We start from the raw sequence: 25,920 nt of genomic DNA on the forward strand, positions 1-25,920 counted from the left end.
CGCGCCCTCTTGCGAAGCGCGAGGGAGGCGACTAGGGCGCGTCTAACCATTAGAAACAGTCGAGTGTGGCGCTTTGTTCGACCCATTACAGTATCTCCCGATCTTGATCTTTCTGTTCATCGCAGTCGGATTGTCAGCACTATTTGTGTTCCTGCCGATGGGCGTTTCCCGCCTGACGGGGGCGCATAAACCTGATGCAGAAAAGCTCAGCGAATATGAATGCGGTTTTCCTGCGTTTGAGGATTCCCGTAGCCGTTTCGACGTGCGCTTCTATCTTGTCGCAATCCTGTTCATTATCTTCGACCTTGAGGTCGCGTTTCTGTTTCCATGGGCGGTCAGCCTTGAGCAGAGCGGTTGGGCCGGTTGGATTGGAATGATGATCTTCCTCGCCATTCTCACCGTAGGCTTTGCCTATGAGTGGAAGAAGGGCGCGTTGGAGTGGGAATGATATGAACACGCCAAACACGACAACTCTTGCTGGCCTGACAGCGCAAAGCGGTATTCAAATGCCAACGGCATTGGGCGGCGAAGTGCGCCAGCCTGACGCTGATTATTTCAAGGCGATGCAAACAGAGGTGAATGACAAGGGTTTCCTTGTCACCAGCACTGAAGATTTGTTCGAATGGGCGCGCACCGGCAGCCTGTGGTGGATGACATTCGGCCTCGCTTGCTGTGCGGTCGAGATGATCCATGTGAATATGCCGCGTTATGATATGGAGCGTTTCGGGGTGGCCCCGCGCGCTTCCCCGCGCCAGTCGGACGTTATGATTGTGGCTGGAACCTTGTGCAACAAAATGGCTCCGGCTTTGCGCAAAGTTTACGATCAGATGTCCAACCCGAAATATGTTATTTCGATGGGTAGTTGCGCCAATGGCGGTGGCTACTACCATTACAGCTATTCGGTGGTTCGCGGCTGTGACCGGATTGTGCCCGTGGATATTTACATTCCGGGTTGCCCTCCGACGGCAGAGGCGCTGCTGTACGGCGTGATGCAATTGCAGCGCAAAATTCGCCGCACCGGCACGGTAGAGCGTTAAGATGGCTGTAGTTCACTCCGCCCCTAAATTCGCTAGCAATGAAGGCGTTCAAGCAACGCTGACTAAAGCAATTGGCGATCATCTGGTCGGCGCTCTCGAAACCCATGACGAGATTTCGTTCACGGTAAAGCGTGATAGCATCGAAGAAGTTTTGCGCACTTTGCGTGATGAGCATGCTTACCAGCAATTGATCGAAATTGCCGGTGTTGACTATCCTGAGCGCGATGAGCGTTTCGAAGTCGTTTATATGCTGCTCAGCTTAACCAAAAATCACCGGATTATGGTCAAGCTTTCCGCGTCTGAAGACACTCCGGTTCCAACCGTGACCACGCTTTGGCCGAATGCAGGCTGGTTAGAGCGCGAAGTCTTCGACATGTATGGCGTATTGTTCGACGGGAACACAGATTTGCGCCGGATTTTGACCGATTACGGATTTGAAGGCCACCCCTTCCGCAAAGATTTCCCGCTCACGGGCTATACCGAGCTACGCTATTCTGAAGAGGAAAAGCGGGTCGTTTACGAGCCGGTTGAGCTTGCACAGGATTTGCGCCAGTTCGATTTCATGAGCCCATGGGAAGGCGCAGAATATGTGCTGCCGGGTGACGAGAAGTTCGAGGCGCCAGACGTAGACAAGCCCAAGACGACTGGCACTCCGGCGAAAACCGGTGCTGGTCCAAAGGCGGAGGCCAAGGCTGAGAAAAAGGTCAGCCCCAAGGGGCCTGCGAAAAAGAAGGTGCCGGCCAAGAAGCCTGCAGCCAAGAAAAAGCCAGCGACCAAGAAGCCAGGCAGCAAGCCGAAAGGCGGTAAATCGTCATGAGCATGCAACTCGAACAATCGCCCACCACTGGCGATGAAGTCATTTCCAATTACACGCTCAATTTTGGGCCTCAGCACCCTGCGGCGCATGGCGTTTTGCGGATGGTGATGGAGCTTGATGGGGAGATTATCGAACGGATCGACCCCCATATCGGCCTGCTCCATCGCGGCACCGAGAAGCTGATCGAGCATAAGACTTACCTGCAAGCGCTCCCATATTTTGACCGGCTCGATTATTGTTCTCCGTTGTGTCAGGAGCATTCCTACGTTCTCGCAATCGAGAAAATGCTGAATGTCGAAGTGCCCGAACGCGCCCAATATCTGCGAGTGTTGTTTGCAGAGCTAACCCGTATTTCCAACCACATGCTCAACATTGGTGCTCATGTCATGGATGTGGGCGCGATGACGCCTAATCTGTGGGTGTTTGAACTGCGCGAAGACTGCATGAATTTCTTTGAGCGTGCCTCTGGTGCGCGGATGCATTCGGCGTGGTTCCGCCCCGGCGGTGTGCATCAGGATGTGCCGCTGAAATTGCTCACCGATATTGGTGACTGGATTGATGGCCGTCTGCCCGAATTGTTCGGCGATGCGATGAGCCTTGTGATCGACAACCGCATTTTTAAACAGCGCAATGTCGATATCGCCGTGGTTAGCAAGGAGGACGCGATTGCATGGGGCTTCTCTGGCCCCCTTATCCGCGCCGCTGGCGTTCCGTGGGATCTGCGCAAATCGCAGCCCTATGATGTCTATGACCGGATGGATTTTGACATCCCCGTCGGCACCAATTCGGATTGCTATGACCGCTTCATGGTCCGCGTTCAGGAAGTTTATCAATCGGCGCGCATTATCAAGCAATGCATCGCCGAAATGCCTGAAGGCCCGATTGCCAGCGATGACCGCAAAGTTTCCCCGCCGAAACGCGGCGAGATGAAGCAGAGCATGGAAGCGCTGATCCACCACTTCAAACTCTACACAGAGGGCTTCCACGTTCCCGCCGGCGAAGTTTATGTCGCGACCGAAAGCCCCAAGGGGGAATTCGGCGTCTATCTAGTCGCCGATGGCAGCAACAAACCATACCGTTGCAAAATCCGCCCGACCGCGTTTTCGCACCTGCAAGCAATGGACTTCATGTGCAAAGGCCACATGCTTCCGGATGCGACAGCTATTTTGGGCGCGATTGATGTTGTTTTCGGGGAGTGTGACCGGTGAGGGCGTTTTTTACTGTCCGGAGGTGGGTCGATAAGACATGGTTGAATGCCACTATGCCTGGAGCCGTCGTCCTACTACCGGTTCCCGTAATTTTGTTGATAGGATCGATATTTAGGCATGTTCCGATCGTATTTGTAGGTTCCGTATTCTTTGCAGCAACTTGGTGTCTCTTCACTCTATCTCGGATATACTCGCTGAGGAAAATAAGCCATTTGGACAAGAAAGCAGTTCGGGAACATCTCAATGGCTGATCGTCACCTCGCACCTGATACGCCGGAACTTCGTGCTCGTTGGAGCTCTTTTGCTTGGACGAAAGAGAACAAGGCGAAGGCGGATTACCACATCGCGAAATATCCCGAAGGCCGCCAGAAATCAGCGGTGATGCCGCTGCTTGATCTGGCTCAGCGTCAGGTTGGCGAAGAGACCGATACGCAGGGCTGGTTGCCATTGCCGGTGATGGAATATGTCGCGAAATATCTCGATATGCCGGTCATCCGCGTGGTCGAAGTCGCAACATTCTATTTCATGTATAACCTTGTTCCGGTGGGCAAATTCCACGTGCAAGTATGCGGCACGACGCCGTGCATGCTGCGCGGCAGCGACGACATCATCTCCGCCTGTAAAAAACGCGGAATGGAGAAGGGCAAAGTTTCGGCTGACGGGCTTTGGACGCTGACCGAAGTCGAGTGCATGGGCAATTGCGCCACCGCACCGATGGTCCAGATTAACGACGGCAATTACGAAGATCTGACCGTAGACCGCCTCGACGCGGTGCTGGATGCGCTGGCCGCTGGCGGCACTCCGAAAGAAGGCACGCAGGAGCCGGGCCGTCATACGTCCGAGCCATCGGGCGGCGCGACAACGCTGAAAGATATGGTCAAGGCGAACCACGATTACCGGGGGGATTGGTGATGAGCTATGCCACAATAATCATCGCGCTGGTTCTTGCCTTCATAGCCTATAAGGTTCTGGCAGGCATGGTGAAATTTGCCGTGATCGCTGCCATTATTATTGCCGCTGGCTTTGCATATTCGCAGGGGATGCTCGCATGAGTCTCCAAGATAAAGACCGCATTTTCACCAATCTTTACGGCTTCCAGGATTGGGGCCTAAAGGCAGCGCAAAAGCGCGGCGACTGGGACAAGACCAAGGCCATTATGGCCAAGGGACAGGATTCGATCATCGACGAGATGAAAGCATCGGGCCTGCGCGGACGCGGCGGGGCGGGTTTTCCGACTGGTCTCAAATGGTCGTTTATGCCCAAGGAATCGAAAGATGGTCGTCCAAGCTTCCTCGTCATCAATGCCGATGAATCCGAGCCGGGTTCTTGCAAAGACCGCGAGATAATCCGTCACGATCCGCATAAGCTGATCGAAGGCGCATTGATCGCCGGTTACGCGATGCGTGCGCGCGCCGCCTATATCTACATTCGCGGCGAATATATCCGCGAAGCCGAAACTCTGCAAAAGGCGATCGACGAGGCCTATGCCGCCGGTTTGATCGGCAAAAATGCCAGCAAATCGGGCTATGATTTCGACGTGTTCATGCACCGCGGTGCGGGCGCGTATATTTGCGGCGAAGAAACAGCGATGATCGAAAGCCTTGAAGGCAAAAAGGGTCAGCCCCGCCTGAAGCCTCCATTCCCGGCGGGCGCCGGTCTTTATGGTTGCCCGACTACGGTCAACAATGTTGAATCGATCGCGGTCGTGCCAACAATCCTGCGGCGCGGCGCGAGCTGGTTTTCCAGCTTCGGCAATGAAGGCAATCACGGAACCAAGCTGTTCCAGATCAGCGGCCATGTCGAAAAGCCATGCGTTGTCGAAGAAGAAATGGGCATCCCGTTCAAGGAATTGATAGAGAAGCACTGCGGCGGCATCACCGGCGGATGGGACAATCTGCTTGCGGTCATTCCCGGCGGATCTTCGGTGCCGCTGGTTCCAGCGCATGACATTATTGACGCGCCAATGGATTTCGACGGCTTGAAAGCGGTCGGGTCGGGTCTAGGCACGGCGGCGGTTATCGTGATGGACAAGTCGACCGACATCGTCCGTGCCATTTCGCGGCTTTCCTATTTTTATAAGCATGAATCATGCGGCCAATGCACCCCATGCCGTGAAGGCACTGGCTGGATGTGGCGCATGATGGAACGCCTGCGGGTTGGCGATGCAGAGATCGACGAGATCGACATGCTGCAACAAGTGACCAAGCAGGTCGAAGGCCACACGATTTGCGCGCTCGGCGATGCGGCAGCTTGGCCAATTCAGGGTCTGATCAAGCACTTCCGCCCTGAACTTGAACGCCGCATTCACGAGCATAACGCAAGCTTCTCGGAGGCGGCGGAATGAGGCTTCTTTCGGTCAAATTAATTGCAGCAACGTCACTGACCTGTGTTGTAGCGTCTCCGGCAATCGCACAGCCGCGCCCGATGGAACGTAGTATCGAGCGCCAGCGCGAAGCCGTGGCGGCTTGGACGACTTGTATTGCGGACGAGCAAACCGAAGACGTCGAGGCTATGTTGGTGCTTGATTTTGAAGGCGAAGAATATCGCAAGCGCATCGGAGAGTTGAGCGAAACGCGAGTGTCCAGTGAATGTTTCGAAGCGATGCCCCGTGCTTATCGCCGTATAAAGCTCGGCGGCCTACCATTTGCTGGCGGTTTGGCAGAGCAACTGCTGAAAGCGGACAATACGCCGCTGATTAATCGCCTGTCGATGGCGGCAATTGGCCCGGCTGCACAGACTTTTTCTTACACGGATGCAATCGCAATGTGCACTGTGAGAGGCGCGCCAAATCTGGTGGCCGCGTTGTTTGACTCCGAAGTCAATTCGGACAATGAAATCGCTGCGGCTGACGCTCTCGTCCCAGTCACGGCATATTGCACTGTAGGCAAGCGCAAGTTCGAAGCGAGCGCTTTCGGGTTGCGTTCCATGCTTGCAACAGCGTCCTACAGGCTCTTGGCTGCTCAGGACAGCGTAGAGGCGATTGAAAATGTTGCCGAGGCAGCCGAATGAAAAGCGCGCTGGTCTTTTACTTTCTTGCCGCGCTGTTCCTCGGGTTTGGCGGGTATATGCTGATAGAGGCCAAGCCGGCGGCAGAGGCTGGTGAGATATCGACTTTTGAATTTGTTATGCGCGGTGCCGGGCCGCTGATTATGGCTCTCGCCATGATCTTCTTTGCCCGCAACGTCCGTGCGAAAAGCGGGAATGCGGAATAATGCCTAAAGTCACAGTAGACGGACAGGAAATTGAAGTTCCCGCAGGCGCGACCGTGTTGCAGGCGTGCGAGCTGGCAGGAAAGGAAATCCCGCGTTTCTGCTATCACGAGCGGCTGAGCATTGCGGGCAATTGCCGCATGTGTCTGGTCGAAGTGAAGCCGGGACCGCCCAAGCCGCAAGCAAGCTGCGCTCTGCCTGCAGCCGATGGCCAAGAAATCCGCACCGACAGCCAAATGGTCAAGACCGCACGCGAAGGCGTGATGGAATTCCTGTTAATTAACCACCCGCTCGATTGCCCTATTTGCGATCAGGGCGGAGAGTGCGATTTACAGGATCAGTCGGTTGCCTATGGGCGCGGATCATCCCGCTATGACGCGAATAAGCGCGCCGTGACCGAGAAATATATGGGGCCGCTGATCAAAACAGCGATGACCCGCTGTATCCACTGCACCCGCTGCGTTCGCTTTAGCGAGGAAATCGCCGGTGTGGACGAAATCGGCGCGCTGTACCGCGGTGAGGACATGCAGATCACCACCTATCTGGAACAGGCCGCGACGCATGAATTGAGCGCGAATGTGATTGATTTGTGTCCAGTTGGCGCTCTGACTTCGCGTCCATACGCATTTGAAGCGCGGCCTTGGGAGCTGAAAAAGACGCTCAGCATCGACGTGTCTGATGCGGTCGGCGCGAATATCCGGCTCGACAGCCGCGGCCGCGAAGTTATGCGCGCCTTGCCGCGGATCAATGATGATGTGAACGAGGAATGGCTGTCTGATAAGGGCCGCTACATGGTCGATGGCCTAACCAAACGCCGACTCGACAAAGTGTTCATGAGGAAGAGCGGCAAGCTGACAGAATCCAGTTGGGACGAGGCATTCAAGGCCATTGCCAAAGCCAAACCGGGCAAGTCGATTGCAGCGGTCGCAGGCGATATGGTCGATTGCGAGACAATGTTCGCGGCCAAGGCGCTGCTCGGCGCTATGGGCAGCAAACTGCTCGAAGGTCGTCAGACCGGCATGGATTATGATGTATCGAATTTGGCTGCGGTCAATTTCAACACGGGCTTTGCCAACCTGGAAACTGCTGATGCGATTTTGATCGTGGGAAGCAATATCCGCCATGAGGCTGCTTTGGTGAATGTTCGCCTGCGTAAAGCTGTGAAGAGCGGCGCGAAAATCTTCATTGTCGGCCCGGATTGGGATCCGACCTATCCGGCTGAATATCTGGGTGAAGACTTGTCGGTACTGAATAAAATCCCCAAATCTCTCGGTGATGCAATGAAGGCGGCGGAGCGTCCTGCAGTTATTCTCGGCGGTGCGGCGTTGGCGCAAGGCGCGCTCGGTGCGGCGCTCAAGCTGACCGACAAGTTCAAACTGGTTAAAGACAATTGGAACGGCTTCAACGTGCTACATTTCTCGGCAGCACGGATGGGTGGTTTGATGCTTGGATATGCGCAGAAAAACGGCATGGCAGATATCACCATGGCGAAACCCAAAGTGGTGCTGTCGCTTGGCGCGGATGAGATGGATTTCGAGCCGTTTGCTGATGCGCTGAAGGTTTATATCGGCCATCACGGAGATAAGGGTGCGCATGCGGCGGATATCATCCTGCCAGCTGCGTCCTATGCCGAGAAAGACGGAACTTACGTCAACACTGAAGGGCGTGTGCAATTCGCTGAGAAGGCCGTGTTTGCGCCGGGTGATGCGCGTGAAGACTGGACGATCCTGCGCGCGCTTGCGGATGCGCTGGGCGTGAGTGTCGGGTTCGACAGCTTCGCCGAATTGCAAAGCGCGATGATCACCGCTGTTCCGGCGTTGGGCGAAGAAGGTTTGGCTGATTTTGGTGACCTTCCAAAAGCTGACCCGAAAGCCAAAGCGGAGGGCGCAATTGCAGCCTATCCGATCAAGGATTTCTACCTCACCAACCCCATCGCCCGCGCAAGCGCGGTGATGCAGCAATGTTCAGCGGAACTGCTCCACGGTGATGAAGTGCGGGAGGCGGCAGAATGACCGAATTCTTCCAATATCTCGGCCTGAATTATGAATGGTCGTGGTTTTTGGCCACGCTTTCGGGCGTGTTGCTGATTGCGTTGCCGCTGATGCTCAGCGTGGCGATGATCATTTATACTGACCGCAAAATTTGGGCCGCGATTAACCTCAGGCGCGGGCCCAACGTGGTCGGGCCGTTTGGTCTGCTGCAAAGCTTTGCCGACGGGTTGAAAGTGTTCCTGCAGGAAACCATCGTGCCGAGCGCGGCGAATAGGGGCTTGTTCCTGATTGCGCCGATCCTGACATTCTCGGTTGCTTTGCTGTCATGGGCAGTGGTGCCGTTCAGCGCGACTGCGGTGCTGGCGGACATCAATGTCGGGTTGCTCTATATCCTCGCGATCAGTTCGTTGGGGGTTTACGGTGTGGTGATTTCAGGTTGGGCGTCCAACTCCAAATATCCGTTCTTCTCCGCAATGCGCGCCGCCGCACAGATGATTTCCTACGAAGTCTCGATCGGTTTCATTCTGGTGTGCGTGGTGTTGTTTGCCGGATCTTTCAATTTGAACGAAATTATCATGGCGCAAAAGGGCTTCGGACTTGGCGTGATCAATGCCTATGTCGTTCACCCGCTGCTGTTCCCGATGTGGGTAATGTTTTTCATTTCCAGCCTCGCAGAAACCGCGCGCGTGCCGTTCGATTTGACCGAGGCCGAGTCCGAACTCGTCGCCGGTTATCAGACCGAATACAGCTCGATGAGCTTCGCACTGTTCTGGCTGGGTGAATATGCCAACATTCTGCTGATGTGCATGCTCAATGCGATTCTGTTCTTCGGCGGGTGGTTGCCACCGTTCGACTGGGAGCCGCTCTATCTGATCCCTGGCATCGTGTGGATTTTGCTGAAGACGTTCATCTTCTTCTTCATGTTCAGCTGGGTCATGGCGACCGTTCCGCGTTACCGTTATGACCAGCTGATGCGGCTTGGTTGGAAAGTGTTCCTGCCGATCAGCCTTGGTTTTGTGGTGGTGATCAGTTTCTATATGATGGTCACGGAGTATGCGGCATGAGCAATCTCACCTACCTCATCAAGAGTTTCACCCTGTGGGAGTTCGTCAAGGCCCACTGGCTGACCTTGAAGTATTTCGTCAAGCCCAAGGTGACGATCAACTATCCGTTCGAGAAGAACCCGCTGTCCCCGCGTTTTCGGGGGGAGCATGCCCTGCGCCGCTATCCCAATGGGGAAGAGCGCTGCATCGCGTGTAAGTTGTGCGAAGCGGTGTGTCCGGCTCAGGCGATAACTATCGAATCTGAACCGCGCGATGATGGCAGCCGCCGCACGACTCGGTATGACATCGATATGACCAAATGCATCTATTGCGGCTTCTGTCAGGAAGCCTGCCCGGTTGATGCCGTGGTCGAGGGGCCGAATTTCGAATACGCAACCGAAACTCGCGAAGAATTGCTTTACGACAAAGCGAAATTACTGGCGAACGGGGACAAGTGGGAGCGCGCGATTGCCGCAAACCTTGAAGCCGATGCGCCGTATCGTTAGGGGCCGCGCAAGCTGATGATCCAGACCTTCGCCTTTTACCTGTTTGCCCTGATTGTGGTTGCCAGCGGAACGCTGACCATCATGGCGCGCAACCCTGTCCACTCCGTGCTGTGGCTGATCCTGGCATTCTTTAATGCTGCGGGCCTGATGGTGCTGGTTGGCGCAGAGTTCATCGCGATGCTGCTGATAGTGGTCTATGTTGGCGCGGTCGCGGTGCTATTCCTGTTTGTGGTGATGATGCTCGACATCGATTTTGCGGAGATGCGCGCGGGCTTCATTAATAATTTTCCGCTGGGCATATTGGTCGCGTTGGTTTTGTTGGCGGAACTGGTGCTCGGTATCGGCGCTTATCGTGCTGGTGCGTTGGAACTGGGCGTGCCTGACGGCACTGCTGCGGCAGTCGTGGGTGAAAGCAACATAACCAATATCGGCATCCTGCTTTACAGCAAATATCTGTTCCTGTTTGAAGCCGCCGGCCTTGTCTTGCTGGTCGCCATGATCGGCGCGATTGTGCTGACTCATCGTGAACGTCCTGAGGGCCATCGCGGCCATCAGAACATCAGCAGGCAAAACCGCCGCCGTCCGCAAGATGCGACTGAAATGAAAAATCCCGAAGTTGGTAAGGGGGTCGAGCTATGACTGGCGCAGAGACTGTAGGTGGCGGCATCGGTATCGAGCACTTCGTGGTCGTCAGCGCGATCCTTTTTGTGCTTGGCGTGTTGGGCATTTTCCTCAATCGTAAAAATATCATCGTCATCCTCATGGCGATCGAACTTATCCTGCTGTCGGTGAACATCAATTTGGTCGCTTTCAGCGCCTTTCTGGGTGATTTGACCGGGCAGGTATTCGCGATGTTCGTGCTGACTGTCGCAGCGGCAGAGGCGGCCATCGGGCTTGCAATTCTGGTGATTTACTTCCGTGGCCGGGGCACCATCGCCGTCGACGACGTCAACCGGATGAAGGGATAAGCACCGGTGCTCGAAACTTCCATCCTGCTGATCGTATTTTTACCCTTGCTCGCCGCAATTGTCGGCGGTTTGGGGAACCGTGCGCTCGGCAACACAGTGGTCAAATTCATCACCACAGGCGCGCTGTTCGTTGCTTGCGGGCTGAGCTGGCCAATTTTCCTTGGCTTCCTGAACGGAACCGAGACCGCGACCGTTGTTCCGGTCCTGCAATGGGTTAAATCTGGCGCATTGTCGTTTGATTGGGCTTTGCGTGTCGATACGCTGACTGCCGTGATGCTGGTGGTAATCACCAGCGTTTCCGCGCTCGTCCACCTTTATAGCTGGGGCTATATGGAGGAAGATCCTGATCAGCCGCGTTTCTTTGCGTATCTCAGCCTGTTCACTTTCGCCATGCTTATGCTGGTGACCGCCGACAACCTCGTCCAGATGTTCTTCGGTTGGGAAGGGGTGGGGCTTGCTTCCTATTTGCTGATTGGTTTCTGGTTCAAGAAGCCGTCTGCCAACGCCGCCGCAATCAAAGCATTTGTCGTGAACCGTGTCGGTGACCTCGGTTTTATGCTCGGTATCTTTGGCACGTTCCTTGTGTTTGGTACGACTTCCATTCCCGAAATTCTCGAAGCCGCGCCAGCGATGAGCGGGTCGAGCATTGGCTTCCTTGGTTACCGCCTGCAGACGATGGATATTTTGTGCATCCTGCTGTTCATTGGCGCGATGGGTAAATCGGCGCAGCTTGGCCTTCACACCTGGTTGCCCGATGCGATGGAGGGGCCAACACCGGTCTCGGCGCTGATCCATGCAGCGACTATGGTTACCGCAGGCGTATTTATGGTTTGCCGCCTGTCACCCATGTTTGAAGCTGCTCCGGTGGCGCTGGGCATGGTGACCTTTATCGGCGCGGCCACTTGCATTTTTGCCGCAACAGTTGGAACGACACAATGGGACATCAAGCGGGTCATTGCCTATTCGACCTGCTCTCAGCTTGGCTACATGTTCTTTGCAGCTGGCGTTGGCGCTTATGGCGTGGCGATGTTCCACTTGTTTACCCACGCGTTCTTCAAGGCGCTGCTGTTCCTTGGCGCGGGCTCGGTGATTCACTCGATGCATCATGAACAAGACATGCGCTATTATGGCGGCCTGCGTAAGAAGATCCCGTTCACATTCTGGGCGATGATGTTCGGAACGCTCGCGATTACTGGCGTTGGTGTTTACCACCTTGGGGTTGGTTTCGCCGGCTTCTGGTCGAAGGACGCCATTCTTGAGGTGGCCTTTGCTCGCGGGACCGAGCTGGGGATATTTGCCTTTTGGATGGGTGTGTTTGCGGCGCTTCTTACCAGCTTCTACAGCTGGCGCCTGATGTTCCTGACATTCTGGGGCAAGCCTCGCTGGATCGAGAGCGAGCATATCCAGCACACCGTGCATAAAACCCCTGCTGAGGCGGGCGAAGACACGACTGGCGGCTACCAACCGCATGAAAGCCCGGTTTCGATGCTTGTCCCGCTTGGGTTATTGTCGGTCGGAGCGATTGCCGCAGGGCAAGTGTTCGCGCCAAGCTTCCTCGATGATGCCGCATTCTGGGGTAATTCGATTTTCTTCAACGAGCCTCTGATCCACGCCATGCACGCTGTGCCACTGCCGGTAAAATATGCTGCGCTGATTGTGATGGTGCTTGGTTTTGTCGGCGCGTGGTACGCTTACATCAAGAACACCTCGGTGCCTGGTAAGTTTGTCGAACAGTTTCGCTATGTGCATAAATTCGTGTTCAACAAATGGTATTTTGACGAACTCTACAATTTCATCTTCGTCCGGCCGGCATTCTGGCTCGGACGCAAATTCTGGGTCATCGGTGATCAGGGTATTATTGATCGGTTCGGCCCCAATGGTGCGGCATGGGCCGTGATGAAGGGGGCTGCTGCCGCCAAAAAGGTGCAGTCCGGTTATCTCTATAGCTACGCGCTTATCATGCTCCTTGGGCTGGTCGCGGCAATTACATGGGTCCTAGTGTGATGGACGGCTTCCCAATTCTTACCGTCATGCTCGCAGTGCCTTTGGTGGCCGCGATTGCATGCTTGTTTTTTGATGCAACGAGCGCACGGTGGACCGCACTGGCTGCGACGCTGGTCAATCTCGCGCTAGGTATTCTGCTGTGGGTGAATTACGAAATTGGCGGGGCGCAGTGGCAATTCACTGAGCAAGCAAACCTGTTCGCTGGCTTCAAATATGCGCTCGGAATTGATGGCATCGCTTTGATGCTGATTGTGCTTTCGGTGTTCCTGATGCCGATTTGTATTCTCGCAAGCTGGGAAGCAATCCAGAGGCGCGTCGGCGAATATATGGCCGCGTTCTTGCTGATGGAATTGCTGATGATCGGCGTGTTCGCAGCGCAGGATATCATTCTCTTTTACATATTCTTCGAGGCAGGCTTGATCCCGATGTATCTTATCATCGGGATCTGGGGCGGCGATAACCGCATATATGCGAGCTATAAGTTCTTCCTCTACACGCTCCTTGGCTCGGTTTTGATGCTGATTGCGATGTTGTGGATGGTCAATGTCGCTGGCACTACCGATATCCCGACTTTGATGAATTACGACTTCGCTCCAGGCGCGCAGACGTGGCTATGGCTCGCCTTCTTCGCCAGTTTTGCAGTGAAGATGCCGATGTGGCCGTTCCACACATGGTTGCCCGATGCTCACGTTCAGGCCCCTACTGCTGGGTCGGTGATTCTGGCTGGGGTATTGCTCAAGCTTGGCGGTTATGGCTTTATCCGGTTTAGTCTGCCGATGTTCCCAGAAGCATCCGCGCAATTCGTTTGGTTGATCTTTGGCCTGTCGATGGTCGCGGTGGTGGTCACCAGCCTGATCGCGCTTGTCCAGCATGATATGAAGAAGCTGATTGCCTATAGTTCGGTCGCCCATATGGCGATTGTGACGGCGGGGTTGTTTGCGTTTAACGTTCAGGGCCTCGAGGGCGCAATGATTATGATGCTGAGCCACGGGCTGGTATCGGGCGCATTGTTCCTCTGCGTCGGCATTATCTATGATCAATTGCACACGCGCGAAATCGACCGCTATGGCGGCCTAGCTATCAACATGCCAAAGTATGCGATCTTCTTCTTGCTGTTCACGATGGCGAGTATTGGCCTGCCGGGCACTAGTGGCTTTGTCGCAGAATTTTTAAGTCTCGCCGGGGTTTACGAAGTGTCGAGCCTGACCACATTTGTCCTGACAACGGGCATCATTCTTGGTGCAGGCTACATGCTGTATCTCTATCGGCGCGTGGCATTTGGCGTGCAGAAAAACGCAGATGCCGCCGCGATGAAGGATCTGTCTATCCGTGAATGGTTGATGCTCAGCCCGATTGCTGCGGCAGTTCTGTGGATGGGCGTTTACCCAGAGAGCTTCTTGGCTCCGATGCGCGCCGATATTGCTGCGCTCGATGCAAGGCTGGCCCGAGCTGCGCCGGAAGGCGATGCTAAATTAGTAGCTGGCGAGCCTCGCAAAAAAGCCGCAAACGCTATGCCCGATGGGGATCATGGCGCGAAAGACGATAGCGCGGAGGGAGCGCACTGATGACTTACCTGAACTCCCTCTACCTCTCTGCGCCTGAGATTATCCTCTCTGTCAGTGCCCTGATATTATTGATGGTTGCGGCATTTGCAGGCCAAAAAAGCGCACGTCTGGTCACAATCGCTTCTATAGCGGCGCTGTCTGGCGCCGTTTTCTTTGTAATCCATCTCCTGACCAATTCGTCATTTGAACTTGGCGCTGACATCTGGAGCGGTCTCTACAGGATGGATGCTTTTGGCAGTTTTGCCAAACTGCTGATCTATATCGCAACCATCGGATGCCTTGTTGTGACTCCGAAATTCTTCACGGTGAGTGGGGAGTATAAGCCAGAATATCCGGTGCTTATGCTGCTTGCGGCGGTGGGTATGGGGATGATGGTTTCCGCGATCGATTTGATCACCTTGTATATCGGGCTCGAGCTAAGCAGCCTATCGGCCTACGTCCTTGCTAGCTTCGCCCGCAGTGACGAGCGGTCGGCCGAAGCAGGTCTCAAATATTTCGTACTCGGCGCCTTGGCCAGCGGCATTCTGCTTTACGGTATGAGCTTGCTGTACGGGTTCACCGGGTCGACAGGCTATCTCGGCATTCGTGCGGCGCTCACCGATGGTGTCAGCACCGGCGCCTTATTCGGGATTGTGTTCGTCCTTGCGGGTCTCGCGTTTAAAATCGCCGCAGTGCCATTCCATATGTGGACCCCGGACGTCTATGAGGGCGCGCCAACACCGGTCACCATGTTTTTCGCAACGGCACCAAAAGTGGCTGCGATTGCGATCACTATGCGAATGGCGCTCGATCCTTTCGGCGGGCAAATTATTGCCTGGCAGCAGATTGTCATTTTTGCGGCTTTGGCGTCGATTGTGGTTGGCGCGTTAGGAGCGATTGGACAAGATAATCTCAAGCGGTTGCTTGCGTATAGTTCGATCAACAATGTCGGCTTTATTCTTGTCGGTTTGGCTGCGGCAACACAGCAGGGCGCCTCTGCAATGCTCGTCTATTTGGCGATTTATGTCGTAATGTCGCTCGGCAGCTTTGTCGCTTTGTTGATGCTACGCGATGCCGAAGGAAACCAGCTCGAAAACTTTGCTGATATATCGGGGCTGTCTGTCACGCGGCCTGCCTTGGCTTGGAGCCTGTTGCTGCTGATGTTCAGCCTCGCCGGTATCCCGCCATTGCTTGGTTTCTGGGGCAAATTTGTAGTGTTCCAAGCAGCAGTGCAAGCTGACATGGTGCTCCTTGCGGCGATTGGTATTGCGGCCAGCGTCATTGGCGCATTCTACTATATCAAATTTATCAAAGTGATGTTTTTCGACACTCCGGTGGATGTCGTTGTGGCGGAACCAAGCAGGGCTCGGTGGGCTGTGTTGGCGCTCTCTGTGGTGGCTGTTTCACCGCTCGGCTATTTACTGATGTTGTGGCTTGGCAGCTTGACTGACAAAGCTGCATCAGCACTGTTCTTTGTCGTTTGATTGAATTCGTCCAAGAAACTGGTTCTACAAATTCCGATCTTCTCGCGAGATTGGCAGGTGGGGAGCATCTGCACGAAGGGCAATGGTTAGTCGCCGATCGGCAGATCGCGGGCAGAGGCCGACAAGGCCGCGATTGGTTCGATGGTAGCGGAAATTTTATGGGCTCGACCGTGGTCCATTGCGCGCCATCCGATCCGCCTGCGGCGACATTGGCTCTGCTTGCCGGCCTTGCGTTGTACGAAACTTGCTTGCCGCTATGCCCTGATCCGTCATTATTGAAGCTTAAGTGGCCCAATGATCTCTTGCTAGGCCGCGCAAAGCTGGCAGGTATTTTGCTCGAGGCGCAAGGCGCATCTGTGGTCGTAGGCATTGGCGTGAACTTGGCTGCCGCGCCTGAGTTGCCTGACCGTGCAACCACCGCTCTCTCACGGATTGGCCCTGTGCCAGCCCGTGACCACTTTGCCGAGAGGCTTTCAACGCAGTTCGCGACCGAGTTGGGCCGTTGGCGAACTTATGGACTTGAGACTGTTCTCAGACGGTGGATGGGGGCTGCCCTTCCACTGGGAACTCCGCTATCAGTTCACGACGCTGATAAGAAATCGCAGACTGGCCAATTCGCTGGTTTGGCAGAAGATGGATCGCTTTTGCTGCGCTTGGAGGATGACACTATCCGTGTCATTCACGCCGGCGATGTAATGCTCGCCTGAAGGAATAATTATGCTGCTCGTCGCTGATGTCGGGAACACCAATGTCGTATTCGCTCTGTTCGATGGGGAAACGATCAAGGCACGCTGGAGGATAGCGACCGATCCGCGTAGGACGGGTGACGAATATGCTGTTTGGCTGATTCAACTGATGCAACTTGAGAGATTTACACCCAAGGACATCACTCAGATAATCTTCGCGTCAGTAGTTCCCCGCGCGGACCATAATCTGACCGTTTTGTCGCAGAAATATTTTGGTATCACCCCATTGGTCGCCGGGCAGGGGCAAGCAGCTTGGGGCTTTGAAATTGATGTCGATAATCCGAACTCTTTGGGTGCAGACCGCGCGCTGAATTGCGTTGCAGCGCATGCTAAATATTCCGGAGATCTGATCGTTGTTGATTTCGGGACAGCAACAAAGTTCGAAGCTCTCGATTTCAATGGCACCTATAAAGGCGGGATCATTGCACCGGGCATAAACCTCTCGCTCGATGCTCTTGTGGGCAAGACCGCGAAGCTTCCGCGCATCGCCATCCGAGCGCCAGAAACAAAGAGCGTCATCGGGCGTAACACAGAGGACCAAATGTTGATCGGTGTCTTCTGGGGCTACGTGGCCATGATGGAAGGTTTAATAGGTAAAATGCGCGAGGAAATCGGGCGGCCAGCGAAAGTCGTTGCGACTGGCGGCCTCGCGGTCTTGTTTGACGATCACACGCAAATATTCGACGTCGTTGATAATGATTTGACCATTCAGGGTCTGGGAATTCTGGCGCAGCGCGCCACTGCAAAGGCTATAAAGTGAAAAAGAACTTTACTCCCGAAAACGAACTTCTGTTTCTTGCCCTTGGCGGTTCGGGGGAAATCGGGATGAACGTCAACCTCTATGGCTGTAACGGCAAATGGCTAATGGTCGATCTGGGGATGACATTCTCTGGCAATGAATATCCAGGTGTCGATTTAGTGTTCGCTGACCTCGAATTTATCGAGGAACGGGCTGACGACCTTGTCGGAATTGTCCTTACTCACGCGCACGAAGACCATATCGGCGCGGTACCATATTTTGCCGCTGACCTTGGCGTCCCTCTTTATGCAACGCCTTTCACAGCCGAGCTGATTCGCCGGAAGTTGCAGGAAGCCGGTTTGGTTGGTGAGGTTGAACTCAACGTTATAGAAGGTTTTGACAGCTTCCCCGTTGGACCTTTTGATATTAGTTATCTTCCCCTTGCGCATTCGATTGCCGAGGGTAACGGCTTGGTGATCGACACGCCGCACGGGCGAATTTTCCATACTGGTGATTGGAAGCTGGACGAAGACCCGATTATTGGCGAACCGACGACCGAAAAAGAGCTCACCGCCCTCGGCGACGAAGGTGTGCTCGCCATGGTTTGCGATTCAACCAACGTGTTCAACCCTAACCCAAGCGGGTCGGAAGGCGCGGTCTATCAGGCTTTGCTCGATGAAGTTGGGCGGCATAAGGGCAAGCGTGTTCTAGTAACCACCTTCGCTTCCAACGTTGCTCGCCTTCATACCCTTGGTGAAGTGGCCAAGGCGCATGGCCGGACGGTTTGTGTTGCTGGGCGGTCGTTGGACCGAATTCTGGAAGTGTCGCAGCAGAGTGGTTATCTCGGCGATTTCCCCGATCCAGTTGATTTTGACACGGCCATGGGGATGCCGCGGGGAGATGTGCTCATAATCGCTACAGGTGGTCAGGGCGAGCCGCGTGCGGCGCTTGGCAGAATTGCTGACCAGAACCACAAACTTGATCTGGTGCGCGGCGATGTCGTCCTATTTTCGAGCCGTCAAATACCGGGCAATGAAATTCAAATTGGTAAAATCCAGAACAAGCTGGCCGAGCGCGGCATTGTGATGGTGACCGACAGGCAGAGCCCGATCCACGTTTCCGGCCATCCAGGGCGGCCCGAACTTGAGGCAATGTACAGCTGGATTCGTCCTGAAATTTTGGTGCCAGTGCATGGTGAAATCCGCCACATGCAGGAACAAGTTCGGGTAGGGCAGGCCGCCGGAATCCCGGAGAATATCTTCCAGCAAAACGGCGATATTGTTCGCCTTGCGCCAGGAAAGCCCTCGCATTTGGCCAAGGTTCGGTCCGGGCGGCTCGTGCTCGATGGCGATCTGATTGTGCCTGCCGATGGCGAATCCATTGTTATGCGGCGCCGGATCGCACAAAATGGTGCGGTGGTTGTCGCTCTTGATCCGAAGGGCAATGCGAATATTGAAAGCATCGGTCTGCCGTTGGATGAAGATTATCCCGATTTTCTGGCAGAAGCAAAGTCGGACATTACGACCGCTTTGAAGCGCCTTAAGGGGCCAGCGCGTAAGGATTCCGGTGCCATCGCAGAAGCTGCTCGCTTAGCAACTCGCAGGGCTGCACAGCGATGGAGCGGAAAGAAGCCGCATGTAAAAGTCATGTTGACTGGATGATATTATAATGAACATCACCTCGATAATTGCCATCTATGCTCTCGTTTGGATCATGACCGCGTTTGTTTCATTGCCGTTCGGCATCAAGACGCATGACGAGGCCGGCATTGCTAAGATTCCCGGGCAAGCGGATAGCGCCCCCGCCAATTTCCAACCGGGGAAATTGGTAATGCGTGCATCGATAATCGCCGCAGTCCTTACTGGCATTTACGTACTAAATTACATTTATGGCTGGGTGGGGGCGGATACCATCAATTTAGCAGAAGATTTGCTAGCCGAACCGAGCTGAAGTTCAGCTGGTTAGTCGCGTAACCGTTCAATCGACTGGGCGAGCGCAACATAAAGCTTGCCCATATCCGAACTGAGTAATGTCACTCCTAATGCGTTACCATCGCGTGTCGAAAGCATGCTGCGAAGCATTGCTTCGAAATCATGGATATAACGGCTGACATTCTCCCGGAATTCAGGCTCGGCGTCATAGATTTCCGCAATGTCACGAGCCTCGGTGTTGTCGAGCAACCGAACTGCGCGGCGGGTGAAAATACCACGGTCCCCGCGAAGGTAGGAAGCCCAGGCTGTATCTGTCACGTCTGCGGACATTGCCTTTGCAATATCAATGGCGTTTGAATTGAGGCTCTCTGTAATAAGCGCCATTCGGCGCGCGAAGTCATTCCCAACTTGCTCTTCAGCTCGCTCGCGGGCCCTCGCTACGCGGCTTTCCAAATTGGCGGTCAACTCGTTCACTTTGGATAACTGGTCTCGCAATTGGATCGTGGTGTCACGGCCGGCGCTGCTTGCTTTAGCAGCGCTCTCTTCAATCCGCGTGATTGAATTATTTGCCGCGCTTTCTAGGGCGTCATTGAGAATTTGACTGGTCGTGGCGCCCATGCTGGCCGAAATATCGTTTATCTTTTCGCTGAGCGCTTTCTCGATTGTGGCCGGTGCATTCTGAGCTGCCTGTTCAAGCGCCTCAATGGCATTTCTCAATTGCTTTTGCGCATGCGAGGAAAGAAATTCCGACTGTTCGTTTAGTCCGGCCAAATCATTCCGAATAAGGCCTATCGCTTCATGAGTTTCAGCATTTGAAGCCGAGATGCGCGCGCGTAGCCCGTCAACATCAGCAATTGATTCACGACCAGTATCTTGCGCTTTCAACACGTATTCGGAGAGCTGTTCGGTATTCTCACTCGCTTGTAAGATAATCGAGCCCAGACCTTCTGCTTGCCCGCGGACCTCCATCAATCGGGCTTCCGCGAGGCTTAAGGCTTCTGTCAAATCGACCGCACTATGCTGGGCGCTTGCCTGGATTAGCTCCAGCAAACGAACGCTGGCTTGTGTCAGTTCATTAACCGCAGAGTCGGTGCCCTCGATAGCCTCCAGGCTTTTTTCCAAACTGACAGCCAATTCCTCGGCTTGATTGGACATCGAAGATTGTGTTTTTGTGCTTAGCTCAGAGATGTCCTCAATCGTCGTGCGCAAGCTGCCCATTCGGTAGGCAATCGCTTCTCCATGTTGGGCAAGCGCTTCGGTTCCGACAATATGTTCCTGACGCCGAGCGACAATCTCGGTGTCGAATTTTTCGAACCGTTCGGCCAATTCGGATAAGGAAGCAGTTTCATTCTGCGCCATAATTGTGCGGAAGGACTCCACCCTTTTGAAGAGTTGAGCGGTACGTTCCAATATTGCGGCATCGACGGCGTCAGCTTCGACGCGAAATGCCTCCAGCTTTGTGTTGGCTGCCGTCAAAGCCTGTTCGTCGATCCTTGAAATTTCTTCAATTGCTTCGACCAATTGCTGTTTTAGCGAGACGGTTTGAGCCTTCCACGCTTCCAGTGCCTGTTCTTCAGTCTCGCGAACCGAGTTTCCGATTACACCTGTCTCGTCGCGAAGGCCGGAAAGACGCGCTCTCAGTGAACGGAGCGCCTCTTCTTCTTCCTGCTCAAGATTACCACGTGTCTGGGCGAACTCAGTTTCGAGCGCCTCAGCGCGCCGTCGGATCGCTGCGAGCAGTTCGACTTCCCGGCTGTCGAGATCATTACGAAAGGCCTCGTTCCTGTCCATGAGCGTATTGAACCTTGTTTCGGTAAGCTGCTCCATTGCGTCAGCTTGCGCCGCGAAACTGGTGAGTGAAGTCTCTATCTTGGATTGGATTGATTCAACTTGCGACTCGCTTGCCTTTCCGAAGTCATTCAGTCGCCCGAAGCCGGAAATGAGTTCTGCAATTTGCGCATGTGCAGTTCGCCCTGCGGTGCCGATCTGGTTCGATACATCCTTGGCCGAATTTGCTAAAACCGGGAGGTCGTCACGAAGCCTACTCATATTTTCCAGGGCAGTGCCGCTAACATTGGCAATTGCATCAATTTGCTCGCCATTGGCGTAGATTAGCGATTGCAGATTGCCAGCGTGCTCGGTCAAGCGGTCCGTAGCAACACGGCCCAGCGATTCGAGCTCACGCGATTGCGAGCCAAGGAACTCGCGTGCAAGGCTCAGCTCCCGATTGACTGTGGTCAGACGACCCTCAAGCAAGGCGGATTCTTGCGACAGCGTGTTTGCAATAGCGCCAAACCTTTGTGCCTCCCGTTTGCTGTTACGCATAGTCAGAAGCCATAAAGCGACGATAAGCAGTGGGGGAACAGCCCAGGAAGTGATCCAGCCGGCCCATTGCTGAGGGGTCCCGCCAGCCAATATTTCTGTTTGATACGCCCAGCCAAAAAAGCCGGTCCAGCCAAGGGCAGTCGAAATCGCCAAGCTTGGCAGGATCCAGCCGAAGCTCCGGCTTGATTGTTCCTCGTATTCCCACTCTTCCGTCGCTTCGGGGTCAAGGCCTTCGTCAGGCAGGAACGACGCCACATCCTCCTCTGAAGTAATGTCTAATGGTGCGTCTTGCGCGTCGCTTGGGCCAACAGCCCTGATCTTATTTCCGCCGGTCATGGAGAGGAATCTATCAGTTTTTCTGAAAGGTTAAAGGCAATCTTAACCTTAGCACGCATATTACCCCTCGCTATGTTATATGAAAATGGCAGTCTTGATGCGACTTTAGCGGCGGCAGCGGGCGAAGATGCCGTACTGATGGCAGAATTGCGCAGCGCCTTTGCCGAGAGCCTTGAGCGGCAGATTGACCTGCTAAAGCGTTCACGTTGCGATGGAAATTGGGTTATGGCAGCCCAGCGGCTCAAGGGCCTAGCCGCCAGTTTCCATGCCGATGAGCTTATCAGTCTTGCCGAAAAGGCGATCGAAACTGTGCCTGGTGACCGTGCTGTGATCCGCAGCCTAGAAGCATTCTACAAAGATTTCACGACAAACAAGGGGTGACGGGTGCTGCATACTTGGCTCTTCTAAGCCCAGCGACTAGATACAACGCTCATCATCAGGAGTGTTCGGGTGCGGGTCGCCATTCTTTCAGCCATGGAAACAATGTCAGGCGGATTACCAACGCCGCGCGGCTTTGCCCGTATCGGTGGACGGAGCGTCCTACAGCGGCAGTTAGATTTTGCATTGAAGGCTGGATGCGAACGGATTGCCTGCATCTCTAACGATCTTCCATCTGAATTGATCGACTTGCAGCACTCAGCTGAAAAGAACGGCGCAAAATTCCAAATTATACGAGATATCAGACCCTTATCGGGGCTAGTGAATGCGTCGGATGAGATATTGCTCATCGCTGACGGATTAGCATTCGATCCTGATCTAATAAGTGAAGCTATGGGGGAAGGCAGGAACATTCTGATCTTACCTGCCGAAGACGCTGTACCGCTTGGATTTGAACGTGTCGATCGTGAGACAGCATGGGCTGGGATATTGCTGGCAAGCGGTAGCCTAGTTGAAAAATTGGCAGACTTGCCATTTGATGTTGATCCGCAATCCTCACTCTTGCGGCTTGCGCTGCAGGCGGGAACCAGGACTGTCCCTATCAATCGGGCAGCGTTATTTGATCACCGGTGGATGTTGATTGACAATGACGACAAAGCAGACCGGTTCGAAGCGCAATGGCTGCGAGGTGCAAGCTCACCTGCCACTCTGTTCTCGCCAATAAGGGCAGCTGCTGATCGCGCAGCGTTCGCTGTTTTGCGCCGCCATTCAAGGCCGGAACGCGCGGCGAGAATTGTCGAGGGAGTGTCAGTTACGTTGTTGTTAGTTGCTGCAGCCCTAACCTATTTTACTTATTCTGTCGCAGGTCTGCTTGTAACCGCTCTGGCCGGCTTCGCTGGCCAGTTTAGCGGGACGCTATTGTCTATGCTAATGACCAACAGCAGTCGGTCGCGAACCCGGGCAATCTGGAGCGTATTTCGGCCCGTTTTAATCGATTTATTGCTGTTGGCGTTAATCGTGGTCAGCGTCCCGTCGCGCCATGCAGCGGACGCATTTTTCGCGGCATTCATAATGATTGGTCTTATCCGGTTAATCGAAATGCCAAAAATCACAATTTTCAGCAAAAATATGCGGGAATTGCTTGCGGATAGGGCGACACTGTCATTATTTTTGGCCGGCGGGATGATTTTTGGGAACATTATTATTTTATTGCAGGTGTTTGCCGCGCTTTCGCTATTATCGGTTTTGGTGTGGTTTTACTGGCCTAGGCTAACGCAGGCTTAACCATGCTCCGCTAAAGGCAGGAAATGAATGAGGCTGCCATGACCCAGACGACGGAAATTCCAGTAGAGGCTATCCTACGTGACGAGCTTGCGCATGGTGACGCCGTATTAGGCACGATTGCACCGATTTTGGGGCATTTAGTGATAAGTCAGGATAATTCGCTATTCAGTGACGAGATCATCGCGCAAATTCGCGGGATGTCTGAAAGCGTCGCCAAACAATTATTGGCAGAACAAGCCAAAGTTGCCGGTGAACAATCGATCGTGGATTTCATACAGCGGAAACAAGCAGAACTGGCAGCTGACCTAATGTCCAGCCCGGAATTTCTTTCGCATTGTCACGCATTGACCGTTGAACGGCAATTGGTTGAGAAACTGCATCGGCGCAGCGCTGTCGATCCTGTTCTGTCACCAATGTTGCAAGCACTCATATCGTCCGATGATGCAGCGATATCCAGTGCGGCCATGGCAGCACTGGCTGCTCAGGCGCGGTTTATCCAGCAACAGCAACGGATGGAATTGCCGGTTTGCGAACTGCCGGGAGAATTGTTTCACGCGGTTGTGTTAATCTGGCGAACCACAGCTGAAGCTGGAGACGAAGACGTTACCGCCAGGGCCGAGATGCAGCTGCGTTCGATATATGATGAAGGCGTGAGCCGTCTTGGTCTCATGTCGAAACTCGTTGCGGGAATGGGGCAAGGCGCGCGCGCAGCATTGTCAGTGAGCCATGCGGGTGTGGCATTATTTGTCACCGCGTTAGCTTATGGATCGAGGCAGGACCGCGATATTGCGGTTTTGTCGACCAATGAACGTCAACTTGGCCGCTTTGCGCTTGGCCTCAGGGCATCGGGCCTGAAGCCACAAGAGGTCGAGGAGCAATTCCTCATGGTGCATCCGGAAATCGCGATGCCTGAAGGTTTTGAATTGCTGCGGAGCGAGCGTGCCGCCGAAATGTTGGCTACGACTGACAGCCGGAACGCTGGTTAATGAGATGAGCACACTTACCGGATCTTTTATTGCACGGGCCATTACCGACGGCGCCAATAATTTGCTTGAGGCGCAGGAACCTCTTGCAACGCTCCAGCAGCGATGCGGGGGCGAATTACCAGGAGCAATCGCAATTCAAGAATTGCGCGAATTGGTCGCCAAAGTGCAGTCCTCCAACCTTAAACTGGCCCGTTCAATCAATGCCTTTGATGGGCAAGAAGTCATCTCAGCTTGGGTCGAAGTCACCCCTAGCAACAGGGAAGCTGGCGGCTGTTTCATTGGAATCGCCAATTGGAAGACCTACCCGCTTCCCGATGATACGGAACTGGTTGCAAACCGGCGCAAGATTGTGGCCGATCAGGCTGCAGCAGAACTGACAGCCCGACTAGACTCACGCCAAAATATCTTGCTGGTAGAAAGCGAGGCGCGCGACCTTGCCGATATTACAGCACGAATGCGCCAGTCACGCGGTAAGCCCTGGACAGAATTTGTCAGCTTCCCGGGTAATGTCCATGAGCAACCGCTCCACTGGCGACTGCTTGACGGAGCAAATTGCCAGATAGATGGGTCAGACAGGGAATGGACGGTTAGTTTGGTCCCTCTGGGGCAGCCCGAGCCAGGAAGCGCTGGTTTTGACCTCTATTTGGTCGCAGATACATTGTTGGAGAAGGCCGTGGCAAAGCTGCCAGATGCCAAGCCGGCCACAATGCACTCTATTGGCCGTGATCTATCACCGGTGCTTCGCCAGCCGATCGCGCGGATAATCGCCAATGCCGAGACAATTCGGTCGAAGATGGCCGGGCCGTTGGCCGAAGAATATAGCAACTACGCTGCTGACATCGCTTCTGCTGGCCAGCATTTGATGTCTCTGATTGAAGATCTGGCAGATTTAGAAGTGGTGGAATCCGACAATTTCACTACCGCCCCCGATCAGACTGATCTGGTCGACGTCGCACGCAGGGCGGCCGGTATCCTGGCTGTACGGGCCAAGGAAAAAGACATCAGCCTTTCGATCCTGGAAAACGATGGTGCAACCAGCGCTACTGCTGAGTTCCGAAGGGTCCTGCAAATTCTGCTTAACCTGCTCACCAATGCAATCCGGTACTCGCCAGCTGGCTCGAGCGTCTCAATCGCGATAGGGCAGGGGCCCTTGGGTGCTCAAGTGACAGTGACCGACGAGGGACTTGGATTGAGCGAGGATCAACAGTCGGTCGTTTTTGAAAAATTTGAACGGCTCGGCCGGAGTGGTGATGGTGGTTCCGGGCTGGGATTGTATATCTCGCGCCGGATAGCCCGGGCGATGGGCGGGGAACTGACAGTAAAAAGCGCGCCCGGTGAGGGAGCGCGCTTCATACTTGATTTGCCACCTGCGAAGGCAGGCTAA

26 protein-coding genes are annotated in these 25,920 nt (G+C 54.4%); 25 read left to right on the plus strand and 1 reads right to left on the minus strand.

The window, feature by feature from the left end:
- Window positions 1–73 precede the first annotated feature (73 nt).
- From GRI36_RS08325 to GRI36_RS08420, 21 genes are all read left to right on the plus strand, one after another.
- Window positions 74–448, plus strand: coding sequence for an NADH-quinone oxidoreductase subunit A (locus tag GRI36_RS08325; protein WP_160598035.1), 375 nt, complete (start codon window positions 74–76; stop codon window positions 446–448).
- 58 nt (window positions 449–506) lie between these two features.
- The gene (locus GRI36_RS08330; protein WP_160599145.1) at window positions 507–1,037 is read left to right on the plus strand and encodes a NuoB/complex I 20 kDa subunit family protein; all 531 of its coding nucleotides are present in this window, start codon (window positions 507–509) and stop codon (window positions 1,035–1,037) included.
- Between the two features lies 1 nt (window position 1,038).
- Complete coding sequence (locus GRI36_RS08335; protein WP_160598036.1) at window positions 1,039–1,854, plus strand: NADH-quinone oxidoreductase subunit C; 816 nt, start codon at window positions 1,039–1,041, stop codon at window positions 1,852–1,854.
- Entirely contained in the window at window positions 1,851–3,062 is a 1,212-nt protein-coding gene (locus tag GRI36_RS08340; RefSeq protein WP_160598037.1) for an NADH-quinone oxidoreductase subunit D, read from the plus strand. The genes GRI36_RS08335 and GRI36_RS08340 overlap by 4 nt, the downstream gene beginning before the upstream one ends.
- A 243-nt stretch (window positions 3,063–3,305) precedes the next feature.
- Window positions 3,306–3,974: an NADH-quinone oxidoreductase subunit NuoE gene (gene nuoE, locus GRI36_RS08345; protein ID WP_160598038.1), complete on the plus strand. Its 669-nt coding sequence runs from the start codon at window positions 3,306–3,308 to the stop codon at window positions 3,972–3,974.
- The gene (locus GRI36_RS13735) at window positions 3,974–4,114 is read left to right on the plus strand and encodes a hypothetical protein (RefSeq protein WP_202392146.1); all 141 of its coding nucleotides are present in this window, start codon (window positions 3,974–3,976) and stop codon (window positions 4,112–4,114) included. The genes nuoE and GRI36_RS13735 overlap by 1 nt, the downstream gene beginning before the upstream one ends.
- Window positions 4,111–5,406, plus strand: a complete 1,296-nt coding sequence (gene nuoF, locus GRI36_RS08350) for an NADH-quinone oxidoreductase subunit NuoF (RefSeq protein ID WP_160598039.1) — start codon at window positions 4,111–4,113, stop codon at window positions 5,404–5,406. The genes GRI36_RS13735 and nuoF overlap by 4 nt, the downstream gene beginning before the upstream one ends.
- A gap of 80 nt (window positions 5,407–5,486) precedes the next feature.
- Window positions 5,487–6,071, plus strand: a complete 585-nt coding sequence (locus GRI36_RS08355; RefSeq protein WP_160598040.1) for a hypothetical protein — start codon at window positions 5,487–5,489, stop codon at window positions 6,069–6,071.
- The gene (locus GRI36_RS08360; RefSeq protein ID WP_160598041.1) at window positions 6,068–6,274 is read left to right on the plus strand and encodes a hypothetical protein; all 207 of its coding nucleotides are present in this window, start codon (window positions 6,068–6,070) and stop codon (window positions 6,272–6,274) included. Before GRI36_RS08355 ends, GRI36_RS08360 begins: the two co-directional genes overlap by 4 nt.
- Window positions 6,274–8,283, plus strand: coding sequence for an NADH-quinone oxidoreductase subunit NuoG (gene nuoG / locus GRI36_RS08365; RefSeq protein WP_160598042.1), 2,010 nt, complete (start codon window positions 6,274–6,276; stop codon window positions 8,281–8,283). Before GRI36_RS08360 ends, nuoG begins: the two co-directional genes overlap by 1 nt.
- The gene (gene nuoH / locus GRI36_RS08370) at window positions 8,280–9,326 is read left to right on the plus strand and encodes an NADH-quinone oxidoreductase subunit NuoH (RefSeq protein WP_160598043.1); all 1,047 of its coding nucleotides are present in this window, start codon (window positions 8,280–8,282) and stop codon (window positions 9,324–9,326) included. Before nuoG ends, nuoH begins: the two co-directional genes overlap by 4 nt.
- The gene (nuoI, locus tag GRI36_RS08375) at window positions 9,323–9,811 is read left to right on the plus strand and encodes an NADH-quinone oxidoreductase subunit NuoI (protein WP_160598044.1); all 489 of its coding nucleotides are present in this window, start codon (window positions 9,323–9,325) and stop codon (window positions 9,809–9,811) included. The genes nuoH and nuoI overlap by 4 nt, the downstream gene beginning before the upstream one ends.
- Window positions 9,812–9,826: 15 nt before the next feature.
- Window positions 9,827–10,450: an NADH-quinone oxidoreductase subunit J gene (locus GRI36_RS08380; RefSeq protein ID WP_160598045.1), complete on the plus strand. Its 624-nt coding sequence runs from the start codon at window positions 9,827–9,829 to the stop codon at window positions 10,448–10,450.
- Window positions 10,447–10,779 (plus strand): NADH-quinone oxidoreductase subunit NuoK, encoded by a 333-nt coding sequence (gene nuoK, locus GRI36_RS08385; RefSeq protein WP_160598046.1) that lies wholly within the window; start codon window positions 10,447–10,449, stop codon window positions 10,777–10,779. The genes GRI36_RS08380 and nuoK overlap by 4 nt, the downstream gene beginning before the upstream one ends.
- 6 nt (window positions 10,780–10,785) lie before the next feature.
- Window positions 10,786–12,783 (plus strand): NADH-quinone oxidoreductase subunit L, encoded by a 1,998-nt coding sequence (nuoL, locus tag GRI36_RS08390; RefSeq protein ID WP_160598047.1) that lies wholly within the window; start codon window positions 10,786–10,788, stop codon window positions 12,781–12,783.
- Complete coding sequence (locus tag GRI36_RS08395) at window positions 12,783–14,348, plus strand: NADH-quinone oxidoreductase subunit M (protein WP_160598048.1); 1,566 nt, start codon at window positions 12,783–12,785, stop codon at window positions 14,346–14,348. The genes nuoL and GRI36_RS08395 overlap by 1 nt, the downstream gene beginning before the upstream one ends.
- Entirely contained in the window at window positions 14,348–15,811 is a 1,464-nt protein-coding gene (gene nuoN, locus GRI36_RS08400) for an NADH-quinone oxidoreductase subunit NuoN (RefSeq protein ID WP_160598049.1), read from the plus strand. The genes GRI36_RS08395 and nuoN overlap by 1 nt, the downstream gene beginning before the upstream one ends.
- Entirely contained in the window at window positions 15,808–16,518 is a 711-nt protein-coding gene (locus tag GRI36_RS08405) for a biotin--[acetyl-CoA-carboxylase] ligase (RefSeq protein ID WP_160598050.1), read from the plus strand. Before nuoN ends, GRI36_RS08405 begins: the two co-directional genes overlap by 4 nt.
- 10 nt (window positions 16,519–16,528) lie before the next feature.
- Entirely contained in the window at window positions 16,529–17,317 is a 789-nt protein-coding gene (locus GRI36_RS08410; RefSeq protein ID WP_160598051.1) for a type III pantothenate kinase, read from the plus strand.
- A complete protein-coding gene (locus tag GRI36_RS08415; RefSeq protein WP_328598367.1) occupies window positions 17,314–18,957 on the plus strand; it encodes a ribonuclease J in 1,644 nt (547 codons plus the stop codon). The genes GRI36_RS08410 and GRI36_RS08415 overlap by 4 nt, the downstream gene beginning before the upstream one ends.
- A gap of 7 nt (window positions 18,958–18,964) precedes the next feature.
- Complete coding sequence (locus tag GRI36_RS08420; protein WP_160598052.1) at window positions 18,965–19,246, plus strand: DUF1467 family protein; 282 nt, start codon at window positions 18,965–18,967, stop codon at window positions 19,244–19,246.
- Between the two features lie 11 nt (window positions 19,247–19,257).
- Here GRI36_RS08420 and GRI36_RS08425 read toward each other — a convergent pair whose 3' ends face one another.
- Entirely contained in the window at window positions 19,258–21,888 is a 2,631-nt protein-coding gene (locus GRI36_RS08425; protein WP_160598053.1) for a coiled-coil domain-containing protein, read from the minus strand.
- A 72-nt stretch (window positions 21,889–21,960) separates the two neighbouring features.
- Between GRI36_RS08425 and GRI36_RS08430 the strand changes: the two genes are divergently transcribed.
- The 4 genes from GRI36_RS08430 (at window position 21,961) to GRI36_RS08445 (ending at window position 25,920) form a co-directional block, all read left to right on the plus strand.
- The gene (locus GRI36_RS08430) at window positions 21,961–22,269 is read left to right on the plus strand and encodes an Hpt domain-containing protein (RefSeq protein WP_160598054.1); all 309 of its coding nucleotides are present in this window, start codon (window positions 21,961–21,963) and stop codon (window positions 22,267–22,269) included.
- Between the two features lie 69 nt (window positions 22,270–22,338).
- Entirely contained in the window at window positions 22,339–23,550 is a 1,212-nt protein-coding gene (locus GRI36_RS08435) for a hypothetical protein (RefSeq protein WP_160598055.1), read from the plus strand.
- A gap of 38 nt (window positions 23,551–23,588) precedes the next feature.
- The gene (locus tag GRI36_RS08440) at window positions 23,589–24,536 is read left to right on the plus strand and encodes a hypothetical protein (RefSeq protein ID WP_160598056.1); all 948 of its coding nucleotides are present in this window, start codon (window positions 23,589–23,591) and stop codon (window positions 24,534–24,536) included.
- A gap of 4 nt (window positions 24,537–24,540) precedes the next feature.
- The gene (locus tag GRI36_RS08445) at window positions 24,541–25,920 is read left to right on the plus strand and encodes a sensor histidine kinase (protein ID WP_160598057.1); all 1,380 of its coding nucleotides are present in this window, start codon (window positions 24,541–24,543) and stop codon (window positions 25,918–25,920) included.

Origin of the sequence: Pontixanthobacter gangjinensis (genome assembly GCF_009827545.1) — a bacterium.
Classification (GTDB): Bacteria; Pseudomonadota; Alphaproteobacteria; order Sphingomonadales; family Sphingomonadaceae; genus Pontixanthobacter; species Pontixanthobacter gangjinensis.